The following is a 14,418-nucleotide window of genomic DNA, read 5'->3' on the forward strand; positions in this document are numbered from 1 at the left end:
GACAATTTTGACTACAGTCGGTATGCTTTCTCATCGTAAAGACCCTAAGACTGTTTACAAAGCTTATTCGTATGCTGCTGCAGCAAAAATGGAAGATGTAGAATTCGTCTTTTTTTCACCAGGTAGAGTGAACTTGAGTGAAAGGACCATATTAGGATGGGTATATGAAAGTGGAGAATGGATTGAAAAGACGGTTTCATTTCCAGATGTCATTTATAACATTAGTTCAGCTCATACGAGTAAACAGCAAGATATCATTGATCAATTAAGGGCGGAAATTCCTTTTACAAGCTACGCGATCGGGGATAAGATCAGCGTCTATGAGCGGATCAAGGTCGCGCAGAAATATGCCCAATACTTGATACCATCCTTTGAAATCATGCGCCCAAAAGAAGTCACAAGTTACCTGAGCATGCATCCTGAAATCATTGTAAAACCAGTTACTGGTCATAAAGGAAATGATGTCATTCATATTAAGAGAACTGGAATGGACTACTCTGTAAATGAACTTCATGATTCACACACTATGACAAAACAAGCGTTAGAAGAATTTTTAAAAGATCTCATGAAAGACACTACTTTTCTTTTTCAACCATTTATTCAAAGCAAAACACGTGGAGGTTTGGCCTATACGCTTAGACTTCATACTCAAAAGAATGGGAAAGGCCAATGGACTGTAGCAACGATCTATCCGCAAATCGCTGTTGAAGGTGTTGTAGCAAACTTGAGCAAGGGTGGATATACGTCAGAGCTCACAAAGTTTCTAAAATATGAATTCGGGGAGCATTATTTTAATATCAAAAGAACGCTAGAGCAATTCGCACTCCAGTTTTCAAAGCACTTCGATAGTCTATATGAAGACTCGTTGGACGAATTGGGAATGGATGTTGGGTTGGATGAACATGAGAAGATTTGGCTTTATGAAGTGAATTGGCGACCTGGAGTTCCGCCGATCTTTAATCTTAATTCAGACATCACAAGAACAATGATTCGTTATGCCTGTTATTTACATGAGACCTCGAAAGGGGGTAAAAACGATGAGCTTGTTTGATCGCGATGCATGCCCGAAATCATCTTGTGTATGCCAAACGGCGAAGAAAATTGAAGCCTTACAGAATAAGTTTAAAAAGAATGGTTGCGTGAATGAGTCCTTATTCTACAAAACATCTGACAAAGATACTGTTCCCATCATCTTGTTCAACTGTGAAGACAAAACGTTCAAAGCTTTTGGTGACATCGGAGATTTATCTTACGAAGGATATGGTTGCTTCTTGACCCACTTTTTTCGAGTTGAAGAGGTCGATTCCCATTTATGTTGCGCCACCTTATCTTTGCTGAGATCTGTAGATGAATATGGTTGTGTAACAGATTCCATATGCGACACGTTTCGTCTTGAAAAAACGGATGTTTGTGTTGAAGTAGATCTGAAACGCTTTTGCGCCATCCAGTGTGCTAGTCCTAAGTTAATAGACCGTCCTTTACCGATACAGCCGAAATGTTAAGTGAAAAGTAAACCCTAGAGTACTTGGACTCCAGGGTTTACTATATTGGTATATTAGTTCGTTTTCTTCCAGTAAGCTGTTTCTTGACTGGAGCGAAGGGGAGGGAATGTTTCTCCGCTTTCCAATTTGATATGTTTTTCATCGTCGGTTGGATTGCTGTTCTTTCTGCCATCTGCTAAACCATCGAATTCATACGTTCCGTTTGCTGGAGCTTTTTCTCCTGTCTTGTAACGATCAGCCATGAAAATCCTCTCCTTAATTGGTTATTTTTGTCGACAGTTAATATGTAACCCATATAAGGAAAGGGTAAACTTATTTTACTTATAAAGTTTATGTGGAGGAAATAAAATGTATATTTCATCCATACTCCTATAGAATATTTGTAATATTGAGAAAAATATTGTCTGAATGGAAGGAATATTGTAGACAGAAAAGGAATTAGAGAAGTGGTCATCTTTTTTAGTTGAGCATTCCTTTTACGTTAAAAATGAATGCGCTTACAAACTCTGTGATTGGGGGACGTTATTGTGTTGGGTATGGAAGATGGAATCGTTGGGATTGCGTGGATTGGAACACTCCTTGCAGCAGTTGGTTGTGTCGTCTTCGGGGCTGTGATGTGGAACCGCGGAGGGGATGATTCACAATGAACTTGGCTGTCCTTATACCGATTTGTATTGTTTACATAGGAATCATGTCAGGACTTGCTTATTACGGCTACAAAAAAACGACGACTGAAGCAGATTATCTCGTCGGGGGACGAAATATCCATCCTGCCGTTATGGCACTTTCTTATGGCGCGACGTTCATCAGTACTTCAGCCATCATCGGATTCGGTGGTGCAGCAGGTGTATTTGGAATGGGCTTGTTATGGCTCGCATTTCTGAACATCGTGTTAGGAATCTTTGTAGCTTTTGCGATTTTTGGTACGAAGATTCGAAGATTATCAATTGAATTGGATGCCTCGACATTCCCGACTTTACTTGGAAAAAGGTATAAATCGAATTTTATTACTGTTTTTGCTGGTGCGATGATTTTCGTACTGATGCCAGCTTATACGAGTATCGTCTTGATTGGTGGGGCACGTTTTTTGGAAGAGTCTCTCGCGATGAATTTTAATATTGCGTTGCTGATTTTAGCATTGATCATTGCCCTCTATGTCATAAGTGGTGGAATTAAAGCGGTCATGTATACCGATGCGTTCGGAGCTGTCATCATGCTCGTTGGGATGGCGATATTCTTGTTCGTCACTTACCAGGCTGTTGGTGGATTTATTGAAGGTCATCGAGGATTAAGTGCGATGAAAGATTTGGTCCCGCAGCCACTTATTGATGGAGGGCATCTCGGATGGACAAGCATGCCTGCGTTAGGTTCACCACTTTGGTGGACGATGGTCAGCACGATCATCATGGGTGTTGGAATCGGTGTTTTGGCTCAACCACAGCTTGCTATGCGTTGTATGACGGTGAAGGACGACCGTGCACTATACCGTTCCGTATTGGTTGGTGGCGTGTTCATCTTGTTCATGACAGGAGCGGCGTTTGCGATTGGTCCATTGAGCAACCTGTATTTCTTCAACACATCAGGAGAGATTGCGTTAACAGCTGCGGGTGGTAATACGGACTTGATCATTCCGAAATTCATCAACGCCATTATGCCGGATTGGTTCATCTATCTTTTCACACTGACGTTATTATCCGCGACCATATCAACGGTTTCGTCATTGATCCATGTTCAGGCGACTGCGTTTGGTCAGGATATTTTGAAAACGATGGGAATTAACAAGTTGTTCGGTCTGAAAATGAACGTATCTCGAGTAGGAGTCATACTTGGAATGGTTGCAGCAGTCATCCTGGCTTACATTTTACCTGGCGGGGTCATTGCCACAGCAACGGCATTCTGGTTCGGTATTTGTGGAGCCGCATTCTTACCAGCATTGATTGGAGCTTTCTATTGGAAGGGTGCGACAAAAGCAGGGGCAACCTACAGTGTCATAACTGGCTTTACAGTCAGTATCTTAGGATTCCTCTTCCTCCATGTAAAAGAATCAGCGGCTTTAGGGTTATCCAAAGCGATTTTTGGAAAAGATGCCTTGTTAGCATTCCCGTGGACACACATTGACCCACTCTTCTATGCACTGCCATTATCCACAATCGTCTTCATTGTGGTCAGCTTGCTTACGAAAGGCACAAGTGTGAAAGAACGATATGAAGAACAACATAAAACCGCACTGTAAATTGTTTTTTGGAAGACTGTAAAGGCCGATTGCCTTTACGGTCTTTCTTTTTGCTAGAAGAAGGTTATCATCTGCTCATATAGAAGTAGTTGTGAGGAAAAATGGAAGTGGGAGAGATTACTGTGAATGAAGTCATCAAAAAATTATCGGAAATCCAGACTGGGGAAGTAGGGATTATCATCTATTCTCCAGCTGAGAAAAATGTTATCGCCTCATTTAATGGTGATTTGAATGTTCCGCTCGCCTCAGCAGGGAAAGTAGCGATTGGTTTTGTCGTTACGAAGTGGGTGCAATTGAACTATTTCTCTTGGAGCGAGACGGTGAGCGGAATCGAATTCGATGAAAAAGAAGATAGTAGGGAGCTTTATCCTCATCTGCAAGGAATGCAGGAGCTCACTTTGGAAAATGCAATCGAAGTTATGGTGGCGTGTCATGATAACGTGATTGCCAAAAGGGTTGTTGAACACTGTGGTGGTTGGCATGCGTTCAATGAAGAACTGCAGAAATTCTTCCGTAGTATCAACCTGAAGTCGGATTCAACGGATATAGAGAATAGCGGAAACTTGAACGAGTTATTTATCTTATTGAATGAAGTCTATGAGGGGTATATTTCTGACTCTGGGTTATGGAAACCGGTCGTGAATGGACTGGTGAGACAACAAGGTCCAATTGAAGGAATCCCGGCGCATCACCTAAACCATATGACTGGCGGATTGCCAACTGCCCTTGTTCATCTTGGTATGTTAGGGGAGTTCCATCACAACCCTCTTCTCTATGTGGTCGGTGTAAAAAATTTACCGGATCGATCGGGAAATGGAGAAGCAGACGTGAAAGTAACCGAAGCGTTACGAATGATGTACAACCACAGGGAGGATATGTAGGATGGAGTTTTATCGATTCGATCAAGCAGTAGGGAAAGACATTAAACAGTTTGATTCTAAGTTCATCATGTCCCGAGTTGTCATGACGGATAAGCCAGCACATATCGGGTGTATGCATCTGGATGTGGACGGATTGATCGGTTATCATCAGGCGGTTGTTCCTCAACTTTTGTTAATCATGAGTGGCGAAGGAAAAGTCAGGGGAGAGGATGATCAATTCTTTCCTGTGAAAGCAGGTGACGCGGTCTTTTGGAAGAAAGATGAATGGCATGAAACGAAGACGGAAACGGGACTAACCGCAATCGTAATTGAAAGCGAAGAGTTGGACCCTTCATCCTTCATGCCTGCCAGAATGGTGAACGCATAAGTAAAGGGCTGACGAGAAGTCAGCCCTTTTTTTCATTCAAAACGGGTGTGTAGCGAGTTGCTTAACCGGTTCAGTTTAGGGTGGATCCAGAAATAGAACGTGAATGTGAAATAACCGATTCCTGATAAAAGTAGGATAAGTGGTCCTGAACTCAATTCCCCAAAAATTCCTCCTAGAAAATAACCAAGTGGACTTAGTGAACCAAGTATGGATAAAATGAATGCAAATCCAATTCCCAAGTATTCCTGAGGCAGATTCACCTGAATCAAGGTCTGTACATAAATGCCGATGATCCCGATTCCAACCCATGAAAAGCCAAAAAAGATAAACGGTACGATGTACCATTCACTCAAGGCGAAAGCCGTAATCCAACAGATCCCTGAAAAAAGGGAGGCGATTGGCATGATGCGGTTCAATGGGAGATGCTCCACCTTGCTTGAAAGCACTGTCCCGAGCAATGTTCCGACTGACATCGCAGTGAGCCAGAAACCGAATTCAGCTGAACTTTCTGATATGACCGGCAGCATTGCGAGCCCCATCGTTGCGAGGACATTGATCCCAATGATGCCGAACATCAAACTCAATAAGATGGTCCGTCCTTTTACCACGGTATAACCCTCAATGAGATCACGCTTATACTGTTCAAGGAACTTCAGGGTGGAGGGCTGTGCTTCTTTCTTTGTTTTCGGTACTTTTAAATAGATGAGAAAGAGCAGCGCTGTTCCAATCAGAAGCACACTATTGGATACGTAAATGATGCCGAGTCCAACAAAGATGATCAGAATTCCGGAAATTGCATCCGAAATGATGTCTAGCGTTTGATAGGAAAAAGCAAAAACAGAATTGACCTTCGTTAGATCTTTCCGGTCGGCTAACCCTTCAATCAATGCACTTTCGGTCGGATAGGTCGCCTCTGATAAGGCCAGTGCCAGGAACATCAATACGAATAAGAGTGGCAGCCAGAGCACATTTGAAAAATAAAGTAGCGCGATGATACCGACTAATATCCCTTGACCAAGCTCTGCGAAAAATAAGATCTTTCGTTTTGAAAATCGGTCGATCAGCGGACCGTATAAAAATTGCAAAGTGACCGGCAACATAGCAATAGCGCTCGTCAGCCCGATTAAAAAGGCAGAGTCGGTTGTTGTTTTGACATACCAGATCGTTGCAATCATGTACAGGCTGTCTGCGATGTTTGTTATGATTCTACCAATCAATAAAATGAGCAGTTGTTTGTTCATAGATTTCTCCTCCGATGATGTGTGGATTTTTACACATTGCTGAGTCATTCATCCACATCGGAGGGGCTCGGATTCGATTGGTGCTGCAGCGGCGCTAATGTTCGAATGGATTAAGATGTAGCGTATGTACCATAATTAGAAATCCTTTCCTTTTTAAAAAGTTGTAAGTCATTATGACACTGATGCTGGGGAAGTTCAAGAACCGAATAGGAATAACTTACTAATTTCTAAAATAAGGGTCCGTTTTTCTAAGAAAAACGCTCATTATTCTAAAACGGACAGTGAAATTTCTAAAACCAGTGCTGATTTTTCTAAGACGCCGGACCAATTTTCTAAAACGCCCCCTTACCAATAGGAAAAGACGGATCCGCTCACGGATCCGCCCCTTATTTTTACATGGATTTCTGCTCATTTCGGATATGTTGCAATGCTCGTTCCAGCATGAGCTGATTTTTATCGCAAATCTCCTGTTTTCGTGGGATTTCAGGGTAAATATCGTCTGGATCGTCCCAGTTTTCCGGCAGATCGACGGGCGCTTTCGCTTGCCACTTCGTCCGCCACACATCCGGAAGCGCGCCACTCAAGTCATGTCCGTTCATTTCCGCCCAGATCATCGACCACGCTCTCGGTACGACGCGCCAAATATCGTAACCACCACCGCCGACTGCGATCCAGCGACCATCTGCATACCGATCAGCCGCTTGTTTCACAATTTGCGGAATCCTACGATACGACTTCATCGTCACCGATAAATGCGTGAGTGGATCCCAATAGTGCGCATCTACACCATTTTGGCTGATGATGACGTCAGGCTTGAAGAACCGCGCGATCTCATCAATGGACTCTTCCAATACCGGAATCCACGAATCATCCTCTGTGAATGCATCGACAGGAATATTGAACGAATAACCGTAGCCTTTGCCTGCTCCTTTTTCCGAGACATTACCGGTACCGGGGAACAAGTAACGACCGGTCTCATGGATTGAGAACGTGCAAACGTCCGGATCGTCGTAAAAAGCCCATTGCACACCGTCTCCGTGATGGGCATCTGTATCAATATACAGCACACGGGCGTTGTATTTCTGTTTCATATATTCGATCGCGATGGAGCTGTCATTGTAAATACAAAACCCTGACGCACGACCACGGAATCCGTGATGAAGACCGCCGCCAAGGCTGAGCGCTTTCTTCGTCTTTCCTTCAAAAACTTGCTCAACTGCACTCAGAGTTGCCCCGACAAGCCAGGCACTCGATTCATGCATATCATTGAAAATCGGTGTGTCATCCGTATTCAGTCCAAAGCTCGACTCTTGCGAAGGAGGGAGCTGACCGGTACTCGCCTGCTTGACAGCGTTTACATAATCCTTGTTATGAATAAGCTCGATCTCCTCATCGGTGGCCTTCCGAGGGGCAACGATCTGATCGTCCTGTAAAATACCCGCATCACGCAGCAGCTCGTACGTCAATTTAAACCGTAACGGATTGAAGGGATGATGGTTACTGAATTTATAGCTTAAGAGCTGATCTGAAAAAATGAAAACCGGTTTCGTCATACTTGTTCTCCTGGTGATACGGGCCACATTACGTTATAGCCTTCAGATTTCAAATGATCGATGATCGGTTGTGGATTCATCGTTTGAAGGCGTAACACAAGGACTTTCGTTGTGTCGGTTTCGCCAGGGTAGACGAGGACGCTCGTGATGTTGACGTTGTGATGACGGATGACGGCTGTGACGTCGGCTAATTTTCCAGATACATTCTCTACATGGACTTCAAATTGGGAGCTTGGCTGGTGTGCTCCAGTCAGTTGGATCAATGTATAAAGCATGTCCCGTTCGGTGATCATTCCGACCACTTCTCGTTGATTCACGACTGGAATACATCCGATTCGCTCTTCGTAAAAAACAGTCAACAGCTCTTCGATAAAATCGAGGGGATGGGCTGTGATGACTTGTTTCGTCATGACCGCATGGACCTGTGCACTTTCCGCATCTTCATTCTTCGGAAGTCGATCCATTACGAGATCCCGGTCAGAAACGATTCCGATCAGATGGTTATGGTGATTGACGACAGGGATATGGCGGATTTTATTTCTCGTCATGATGTCTTTCGCTTCTTGGATGGTTGTATCTTGCTGGATGGTGACGACATCCCTTTTCATAACTTTCTCTACCTTCAAAAAAGACACCTCCTAATACATGAAACGGTTCTGGAACCTCAGTTGGTCGAATTGCTGGATGGACTCCCGGTCGACTCGGCTGCCGATCCTTGCCATCAAACAGTTGGCTGGATGGGAGCTGATTTCTGGATCGTCCGTTGCAAACCACTCGAGACCGCCAGCACTCATCATTTTTTCCATCACTTTTCGGTAATCCCAAACCGATAGCCCGGTTCCTTTTAAATCCCAATGCCAGTAATATTCAGTCGTGATGACGATGAAATCTTCCATCGCATCGTCCATCATGGATACTTTCAATAGATTCTTTCCGATTTTATAGTTCCGGAACTCTGGAATGATTTCAATCGCTCCGAGTTCAATCAAATTCTCCATATTACCTTGAGACCATCGTTCCATCGGATCCGGATAGACGTACGTGACATATCCGACGATCGTGTTCTGATGGCGGGCAATGATGATTCTACCTTCTGGAAGTCCTGCAATTTCGATCAAAGCTTTATGTTGTTCAGCAGGGGGTCGAAACGCAGTCAAGTCTTCATGGAATTCATAGCTTGCGAGTGTGGTAGGTTTGATCGGACCTTCAAGTATTAGTTTTCCTTTAGGTGTGTTCACCGTTTTGGCATTATAAATCTTCGTATGCTTCAAGCTTTGTTTCACCACCTGTGATAGACTCTTCTCTTATTATACATGAAACCATATACAGTAAGCGTTTTCAAACATAATAATAGAGGATGTTCAAAAAGTCCGGTGGAATATAGCCGTCGAATTTCTGCGTCAGCTTGCTTTTCCGCTCCTCACGTATTGAGTACATACGATCCGGTGCTCAAAGCAGCGCTTTCTTGAACTTCTTGCCTCTATTATCCTCCTTTTTGAACGTACTATATGAACTGTTTTAAAATTGAGAATACTCAAATATATGATATACTAATTTTAAATCTTTGAATAAAGGGGAGATCCAATAATGAAAGTGGAAGCGCTTCCGGTTATCAACGGAGATTATAACCTGCAAGATTACGAAACTACCTATAAAAACTTTGACTGGTCACAGGTAGAACAGAACTTCACCTGGTCTACGACGGGGCGAGTAAACATGGCTTACGAGGCGATCGACCGTCATGCTGAATCCGCAAAGAAAAATCAGGTAGCCCTTTATTTTTCAGACCCGAAACGAGACGAGAAATATACGTTTAAAGAAATGAAAGATTACTCCAATAAAGCTGGTAATGTAATGAGAGATTTGGACGTGGAGAAAGGCGACCGCGTGTTCATCTTCATGCCGCGTTCCCCTGAACTTTACTTCCTGTTCCTCGGTGCTTTGAAAGTAGGAGCGATCGTTGGACCGCTTTTCGAAGCGTTCATGGAAGGTGCCGTTACGGACCGGCTGGAAGACAGTGAAGCGAAAGTGCTCGTAACCACTCCAGCCCTATTGGATCGTGTACCGGTAGATAAGCTGCCGGCATTGAAACACGTCATCCTGGTCGGTGACGATGTGAAAGAAGACGACACATACGTCGACTATTACGGCCGCATGGAAAAAGCGAGCAAAAACCTCGACATCGAGTGGGTGGATCGTGAAGACGGGATGATCCTGCATTATACTTCAGGGTCGACTGGAAAGCCGAAAGGTGTCCTTCACGTGCATAACGCCATGATCCAGCACTACCAAACAGGTAAGTGGGTCCTCGACTTGAAAGAGGATGACGTCTACTGGTGTACAGCGGACCCGGGTTGGGTGACTGGTACTTCCTACGGTGTGTTCGCCCCTTGGTTGAACGGGGTATCGAACGTCATCCGAGGAGGACGTTTCAGTCCAGAAGACTGGTATTCGACAATTGAAAAATATGGTGTCACTGTCTGGTATAGTGCACCGACTGCATTCCGTATGCTGATGGGAGCAGGTGATGAAGTCGTAAAGCAATTCGACCTCTCATCCTTGCGCCATATCTTGAGTGTCGGTGAGCCGTTGAACCCGGAAGTTGTCCGTTGGGGGAACAAAGTGTTCGACTTACGCATCCACGACAACTGGTGGATGACGGAAACAGGCGCACAGCTCATCAGTAACTTCCCGGCGATGGAAATCAAGCCAGGTTCCATGGGGAAACCGCTCCCGGGAATTAAGGCTGCAATCATCGACGATCAAGGAAATGAGCTACCACCTTATCGCATGGGGAACCTGGCGATCAAAAAAGGATGGCCGTCGATGATGCGAGCGATCTGGAATCGTCCGGAAAAATATGAGTCTTACTTTACTAAAGGAGACTGGTATATTTCAGGAGACTCCGCCTACATGGATGAAGACGGATACTTCTGGTTCCAGGGACGAATCGACGACGTAATCATGACGTCAGGTGAACGTGTCGGACCGTTTGAAGTCGAGAGTAAGCTCGTGGAGCATCCAGCGATTGCTGAAGCGGGTGTCATCGGGAAACCGGATCCAGTCCGCGGTGAAATCATCAAGGCATTCATCGCACTCCGTACTGGTTATGAAGCGAACGAGGATCTGAAAGAAGAGATTCGCTCCTTTGTGAAAAAAGGATTGGCAGCACACGCAGCGCCACGTGAGATTGAGTTCAAGGAGAAACTTCCGAAGACGCGAAGTGGTAAGATCATGCGTCGTGTGTTGAAGGCGTGGGAATTGGATCTACCGACAGGTGACCTTTCCACAATGGAAGACTAATAGATTGAGTTTAGAAGCATGCGGGAAATCCCGCATGCTTTTTTACTGAAGTGGGGGCAATCATCCCTCGGCAGGCCAGTAGAAAAAAGTCGTTTTCAGGCGTAATTTTATGCCTCAAATCGCTGTTAAATTATGTTAAGGTAATGAAGTAGTAAGTCTAATCATAAAAGTCTGAAAGTTAGTGAAGGACTTGGGGGGATACGATGAGTCAGGCAGTTGAACAAATCAAAATTGTAGAATACGATCCAAGCTATGCAGCGGCTGTCGCAGAAATGTGGAATAAAAGTCGCGACGGTTGGGGCGGCTCCAATACGGTCCAGACCGAAGAACAAGTGTTGAAGCAAGAAGCCAACTCGACCAACCTGAACCTATACCTGGCTTTAGATAGTGACCAAGTCGTGGGCTATTGCGGGTTGAGTGAGTACCGTGAGGACGAAGGTGCTTTATACATTCCGTTATTGAACGTACGTGACGACTATCATGGCAAAAAGATCGGGAAGAAGCTCGTGTTGAAAGCACTTGAGCGTGTAATCGAGCTGAAATGGCCGAGGCTCGACCTGTACACTTGGCCTGGAAATACGAAGGCAGTACCACTGTATAAAAAATGCGGATTCTTCTGGGAGGACCGGGATGACACAACGCACTTGATGAACTTCATGCCGACTGTTTTACATACCGAAGCCGTTGAAGAATTCTTCAAAGACCTGAATTGGTACGAAGCGAGTACAAGAGCAATCGAAGTGAAACCGGACGGGCGTAAGGAGAATGACTTCCATTTTTACGAGTATTCCTGGTCGAACCGTGGTCAGATGCTGAAAATGGAATTCGAACGATTCGGTCGCGGACTTCGTTCTATAGAAACAGATGATTACAGGATTGATGCGAGTTTAGAAGATTTCAAGCTCGTATTCGGTTCAGAGTATAAGATTCGCTACCATATTAAGAATAAGTCAGGAAAGCCACTGACGATTTCATTGCAAGGTTCAAATCACAAAAATATCCGATTTAATTTGTCGAAGGATTATATTGAGGTGAAAGAGGAAGAGATCGTAGAAGCTCCTTTTTACGTAGATGCCATTGAAGAAGAGCAAAGTATTTGGCGGACACATCCGACTGTGAATACGAAGCTTCTCATCAATGGAAAAGAAGCGCAGTTCAAAATCGGCCTGATGCCGAAATTCCCTGCGAACGTGTCCAGTCATGCGAAAGAAAATCTCACTTATAAAGGGTCCACTTCATGCTTTTATATAAATATCGAAAACAACTATAAAGAGCCTGTTACGTTTTCGTTTCCTTTACCTGAAACAGAGCTCTTCGATACGGAGCGGAAGAAAATCGAGGTAACCTTGCAGCCGAAGTCGAGATGCTCAATCCCTATTGAATATACGCTGAAAAAGCATGGATTCTACTCACCTGAAGTAGTGGTCACAGCAACAAAACCAGATGGGTCGACCACGACTTTTAAGAAGAAGCTGGGCGTTGCGTTCAAAGGCATCGGCACGAAGTTTGCTGGAGAAAGTGAAGACGCTTATCACTTATACAATGGACAATATCAGCTCTGGTTGAAGAAGTTCAACAACTGGGTGGAACCCGGAAAACACTCAGCTGAGGAACAAGAGTCTGCTCTTATGTATCCGAAGCTCGGAAAGCCTTTCTCGGAAGAGTTTGCGAGGTTACGTGCGAATCAGGTGGTCTTTTTCGAAGAGGAAAATGCCGTCGGTTATCGTGCGACATACACCTCCAGAGCCTTTGAAGGAATCCGATTGCATGCTGTCGCGAAGTTGTTTGCTGAAGGATTGGTGGAACAGCATTACGAGTTGGAAAATACGAGTTCTGATGATTTAACAGAGGATCTTTGGCTGAATATTCCCGTGTACCATTCCATGGAGCGGGCTGTCCTTCCGTATGAGGATAAAATCGTCGAACTGAAAGATTCAATCGGTTGTTTCACAGAGTACTGGAATGGAAAATCGGTCACAGAAAACTGGTTGTTTGCGCGGGTTCCTAATGATCCGAGAGGGTTGTGCTGGCCGGATGACCTGAAGTTCAACTTCGGTTCATGGTACGTCTTTTTTGAAAAAGAAATCGGTAAGTTGAAAGCGAATGAAGTCGTGAGGACAAAACCGATTCACTTATCAATCGGAGCATTCCAGGATTGGAAGGAATTTCGAGGTTTTGCCAAACAACAAAGCGTTGAGCCCGCTCAGGTGACCGATCACCTAGACCTCTCCATCAATGACCACAATCCGTTCGTCGCTGGTAATCAGATGGAAGTCGGTTTGAAAGATTTTAAAGCCGCCTACTTTAACGGGACGATTGAGCTTCTATCGGATGGAAAAGTAGTGAACCGAGAATCGTTCAAGTCAGAAGATAAGGTGAAACAGCATCCATTTCACGTGAACATGGAAAGCTTGAGTTCAATTGGCGTTATTGAATCAAGCGTTCAGCTGGACTCGGTGGAAACGAAGAGAAAAGCCCTCTATGTGAAAAAAGGGCAAGACTCACTTCGCTTCGAGACGAAAGTGAAAGAAGGAATGGATGTATATACGTGCAGTAACGGGTACTTGGAGATCTCTGTTGCACCGGACTTCTACCCAGGCTTGTATTCGTTGAAATCCAACAATGGCGAATGGCTCGACTCTTCATTCCCGAAAGTCCAACCGAAATCCTGGTGGAACCCGTGGGCTGGTGGAGTGAACAATGCGCTCCGCGTCGTCAGTGCAAACTCGTTGTTGAAGGAGAAACGGGAGGCAGAATTCGTTTCAGTTGAAGATAACAAGGGAAATAAGTGGGAAGGCATCAAGGTGGTCGTGAAGCTCGAAAAGCATGAAGAGTACAAAGGATTCGAATACCATCAGTACTTTTTGATGTTACCAGGTTCATCGGTCCTTGCCACCACGACGGAAATCATCCAGAATGCTGATCGGTATATTAATATGAAACATTGGGATACCAATTGCTATTTCAAGCCGAGTGAAGAGTTGAAAGCGAGCTGGGGCAATCTCCTGAACGCTTCCGGACAGTGGCAAAAGCTATACGGCGGAAAAGGAGAGCAGCAAATGCGATTCCCTAGTAGTGTCGTGTTTGGCTCAGAGGATCGCGATGACCGATTGCAGATCGTGACCGATACGGTGGGTGTCCAACTGACTACTTATATCAACAAGGAAATCATGTTCTTTGAAGTGAATTCCCAACTTAATTTGGAAAACGGAGGACGTATATTTACAAAGCCGGTCTTTTTCATGGTGAATGAGAACGTCATTCCGGATTCTGCTCTGGAAGATTTGAAATCACTTCGATTCTAGAAACATGTTGACTCTCTTATAAAGGAAGGTTAT

General features: G+C 44.5%; 13 protein-coding genes. 8 read left to right on the plus strand and 5 right to left on the minus strand.

Annotation, left to right across the window (positions count from 1 at the left end):
* The first annotated feature begins 7 nt into the window (after positions 1 to 7).
* Both ACXQIQ_RS17765 and ACXQIQ_RS17770 read left to right on the plus strand, forming a co-directional pair.
* A complete protein-coding gene (locus ACXQIQ_RS17765; RefSeq protein ID WP_439301054.1) occupies positions 8 to 1,051 on the plus strand; it encodes a YheC/YheD family protein in 1,044 nt (347 codons plus the stop codon).
* Entirely contained in the window at positions 1,038 to 1,502 is a 465-nt protein-coding gene (locus ACXQIQ_RS17770; RefSeq protein ID WP_439301053.1) for a CotY/CotZ family spore coat protein, read from the plus strand. Before ACXQIQ_RS17765 ends, ACXQIQ_RS17770 begins: the two co-directional genes overlap by 14 nt.
* Before the next feature lie 53 nt (positions 1,503 to 1,555).
* Here ACXQIQ_RS17770 and ACXQIQ_RS17775 read toward each other — a convergent pair whose 3' ends face one another.
* On the minus strand, positions 1,556 to 1,744 hold the full coding sequence (locus tag ACXQIQ_RS17775) for a YjzC family protein (RefSeq protein WP_439301052.1): 189 nt from the start codon (positions 1,742 to 1,744) through the stop codon (positions 1,556 to 1,558).
* Positions 1,745 to 2,029: 285 nt separating this feature from the next.
* Here ACXQIQ_RS17775 and ACXQIQ_RS17780 point away from each other — a divergent pair, with 285 nt between their 5' ends.
* The 4 genes from ACXQIQ_RS17780 to ACXQIQ_RS17795 all read left to right on the plus strand — a co-directional run bounded on the left by ACXQIQ_RS17780 (position 2,030) and on the right by ACXQIQ_RS17795 (position 4,983).
* Positions 2,030 to 2,149 carry a symporter small accessory protein gene (locus ACXQIQ_RS17780; RefSeq protein WP_439301051.1) on the plus strand — a complete coding sequence of 40 codons (120 nt, stop codon included), beginning with the start codon at positions 2,030 to 2,032 and terminating at the stop codon, positions 2,147 to 2,149.
* Positions 2,146 to 3,735: a sodium:solute symporter family protein gene (locus tag ACXQIQ_RS17785; RefSeq protein WP_439301050.1), complete on the plus strand. Its 1,590-nt coding sequence runs from the start codon at positions 2,146 to 2,148 to the stop codon at positions 3,733 to 3,735. The genes ACXQIQ_RS17780 and ACXQIQ_RS17785 overlap by 4 nt, the downstream gene beginning before the upstream one ends.
* A gap of 122 nt (positions 3,736 to 3,857) precedes the next feature.
* Positions 3,858 to 4,616, plus strand: coding sequence for a serine hydrolase (locus ACXQIQ_RS17790; RefSeq protein WP_439301049.1), 759 nt, complete (start codon positions 3,858 to 3,860; stop codon positions 4,614 to 4,616).
* A gap of 1 nt (position 4,617) precedes the next feature.
* A complete protein-coding gene (locus tag ACXQIQ_RS17795; protein ID WP_439301048.1) occupies positions 4,618 to 4,983 on the plus strand; it encodes a cupin domain-containing protein in 366 nt (121 codons plus the stop codon).
* 32 nt (positions 4,984 to 5,015) lie between these two features.
* Here the strand turns inward: ACXQIQ_RS17795 and ACXQIQ_RS17800 are convergent, their stop codons facing one another.
* The 4 genes from ACXQIQ_RS17800 to ACXQIQ_RS17815 all read right to left on the minus strand — a co-directional run bounded on the left by ACXQIQ_RS17800 (position 5,016) and on the right by ACXQIQ_RS17815 (position 9,048).
* Positions 5,016 to 6,224 (minus strand): MFS transporter, encoded by a 1,209-nt coding sequence (locus ACXQIQ_RS17800; protein ID WP_439301047.1) that lies wholly within the window; start codon positions 6,222 to 6,224, stop codon positions 5,016 to 5,018.
* A 392-nt stretch (positions 6,225 to 6,616) separates the two neighbouring features.
* Positions 6,617 to 7,777, minus strand: coding sequence for an acetoin utilization protein AcuC (locus ACXQIQ_RS17805; protein ID WP_439301046.1), 1,161 nt, complete (start codon positions 7,775 to 7,777; stop codon positions 6,617 to 6,619).
* Positions 7,774 to 8,403, minus strand: a complete 630-nt coding sequence (locus ACXQIQ_RS17810) for an acetoin utilization AcuB family protein (RefSeq protein ID WP_439301045.1) — start codon at positions 8,401 to 8,403, stop codon at positions 7,774 to 7,776. Before ACXQIQ_RS17810 ends, ACXQIQ_RS17805 begins: the two co-directional genes overlap by 4 nt.
* A 12-nt stretch (positions 8,404 to 8,415) precedes the next feature.
* On the minus strand, positions 8,416 to 9,048 hold the full coding sequence (locus ACXQIQ_RS17815; protein WP_439301044.1) for a GNAT family N-acetyltransferase: 633 nt from the start codon (positions 9,046 to 9,048) through the stop codon (positions 8,416 to 8,418).
* Positions 9,049 to 9,364: 316 nt separating this feature from the next.
* Between ACXQIQ_RS17815 and acsA the strand changes: the two genes are divergently transcribed.
* Both acsA and ACXQIQ_RS17825 read left to right on the plus strand, forming a co-directional pair.
* The gene (acsA, locus tag ACXQIQ_RS17820) at positions 9,365 to 11,080 is read left to right on the plus strand and encodes an acetate--CoA ligase (protein ID WP_439301043.1); all 1,716 of its coding nucleotides are present in this window, start codon (positions 9,365 to 9,367) and stop codon (positions 11,078 to 11,080) included.
* A gap of 203 nt (positions 11,081 to 11,283) precedes the next feature.
* Positions 11,284 to 14,385 carry a GNAT family N-acetyltransferase gene (locus tag ACXQIQ_RS17825; RefSeq protein ID WP_439301042.1) on the plus strand — a complete coding sequence of 1,034 codons (3,102 nt, stop codon included), beginning with the start codon at positions 11,284 to 11,286 and terminating at the stop codon, positions 14,383 to 14,385.
* The last annotated feature ends 33 nt before the right edge of the window (positions 14,386 to 14,418 follow it).

The organism is Pseudalkalibacillus sp. Hm43, from assembly GCF_054170705.1.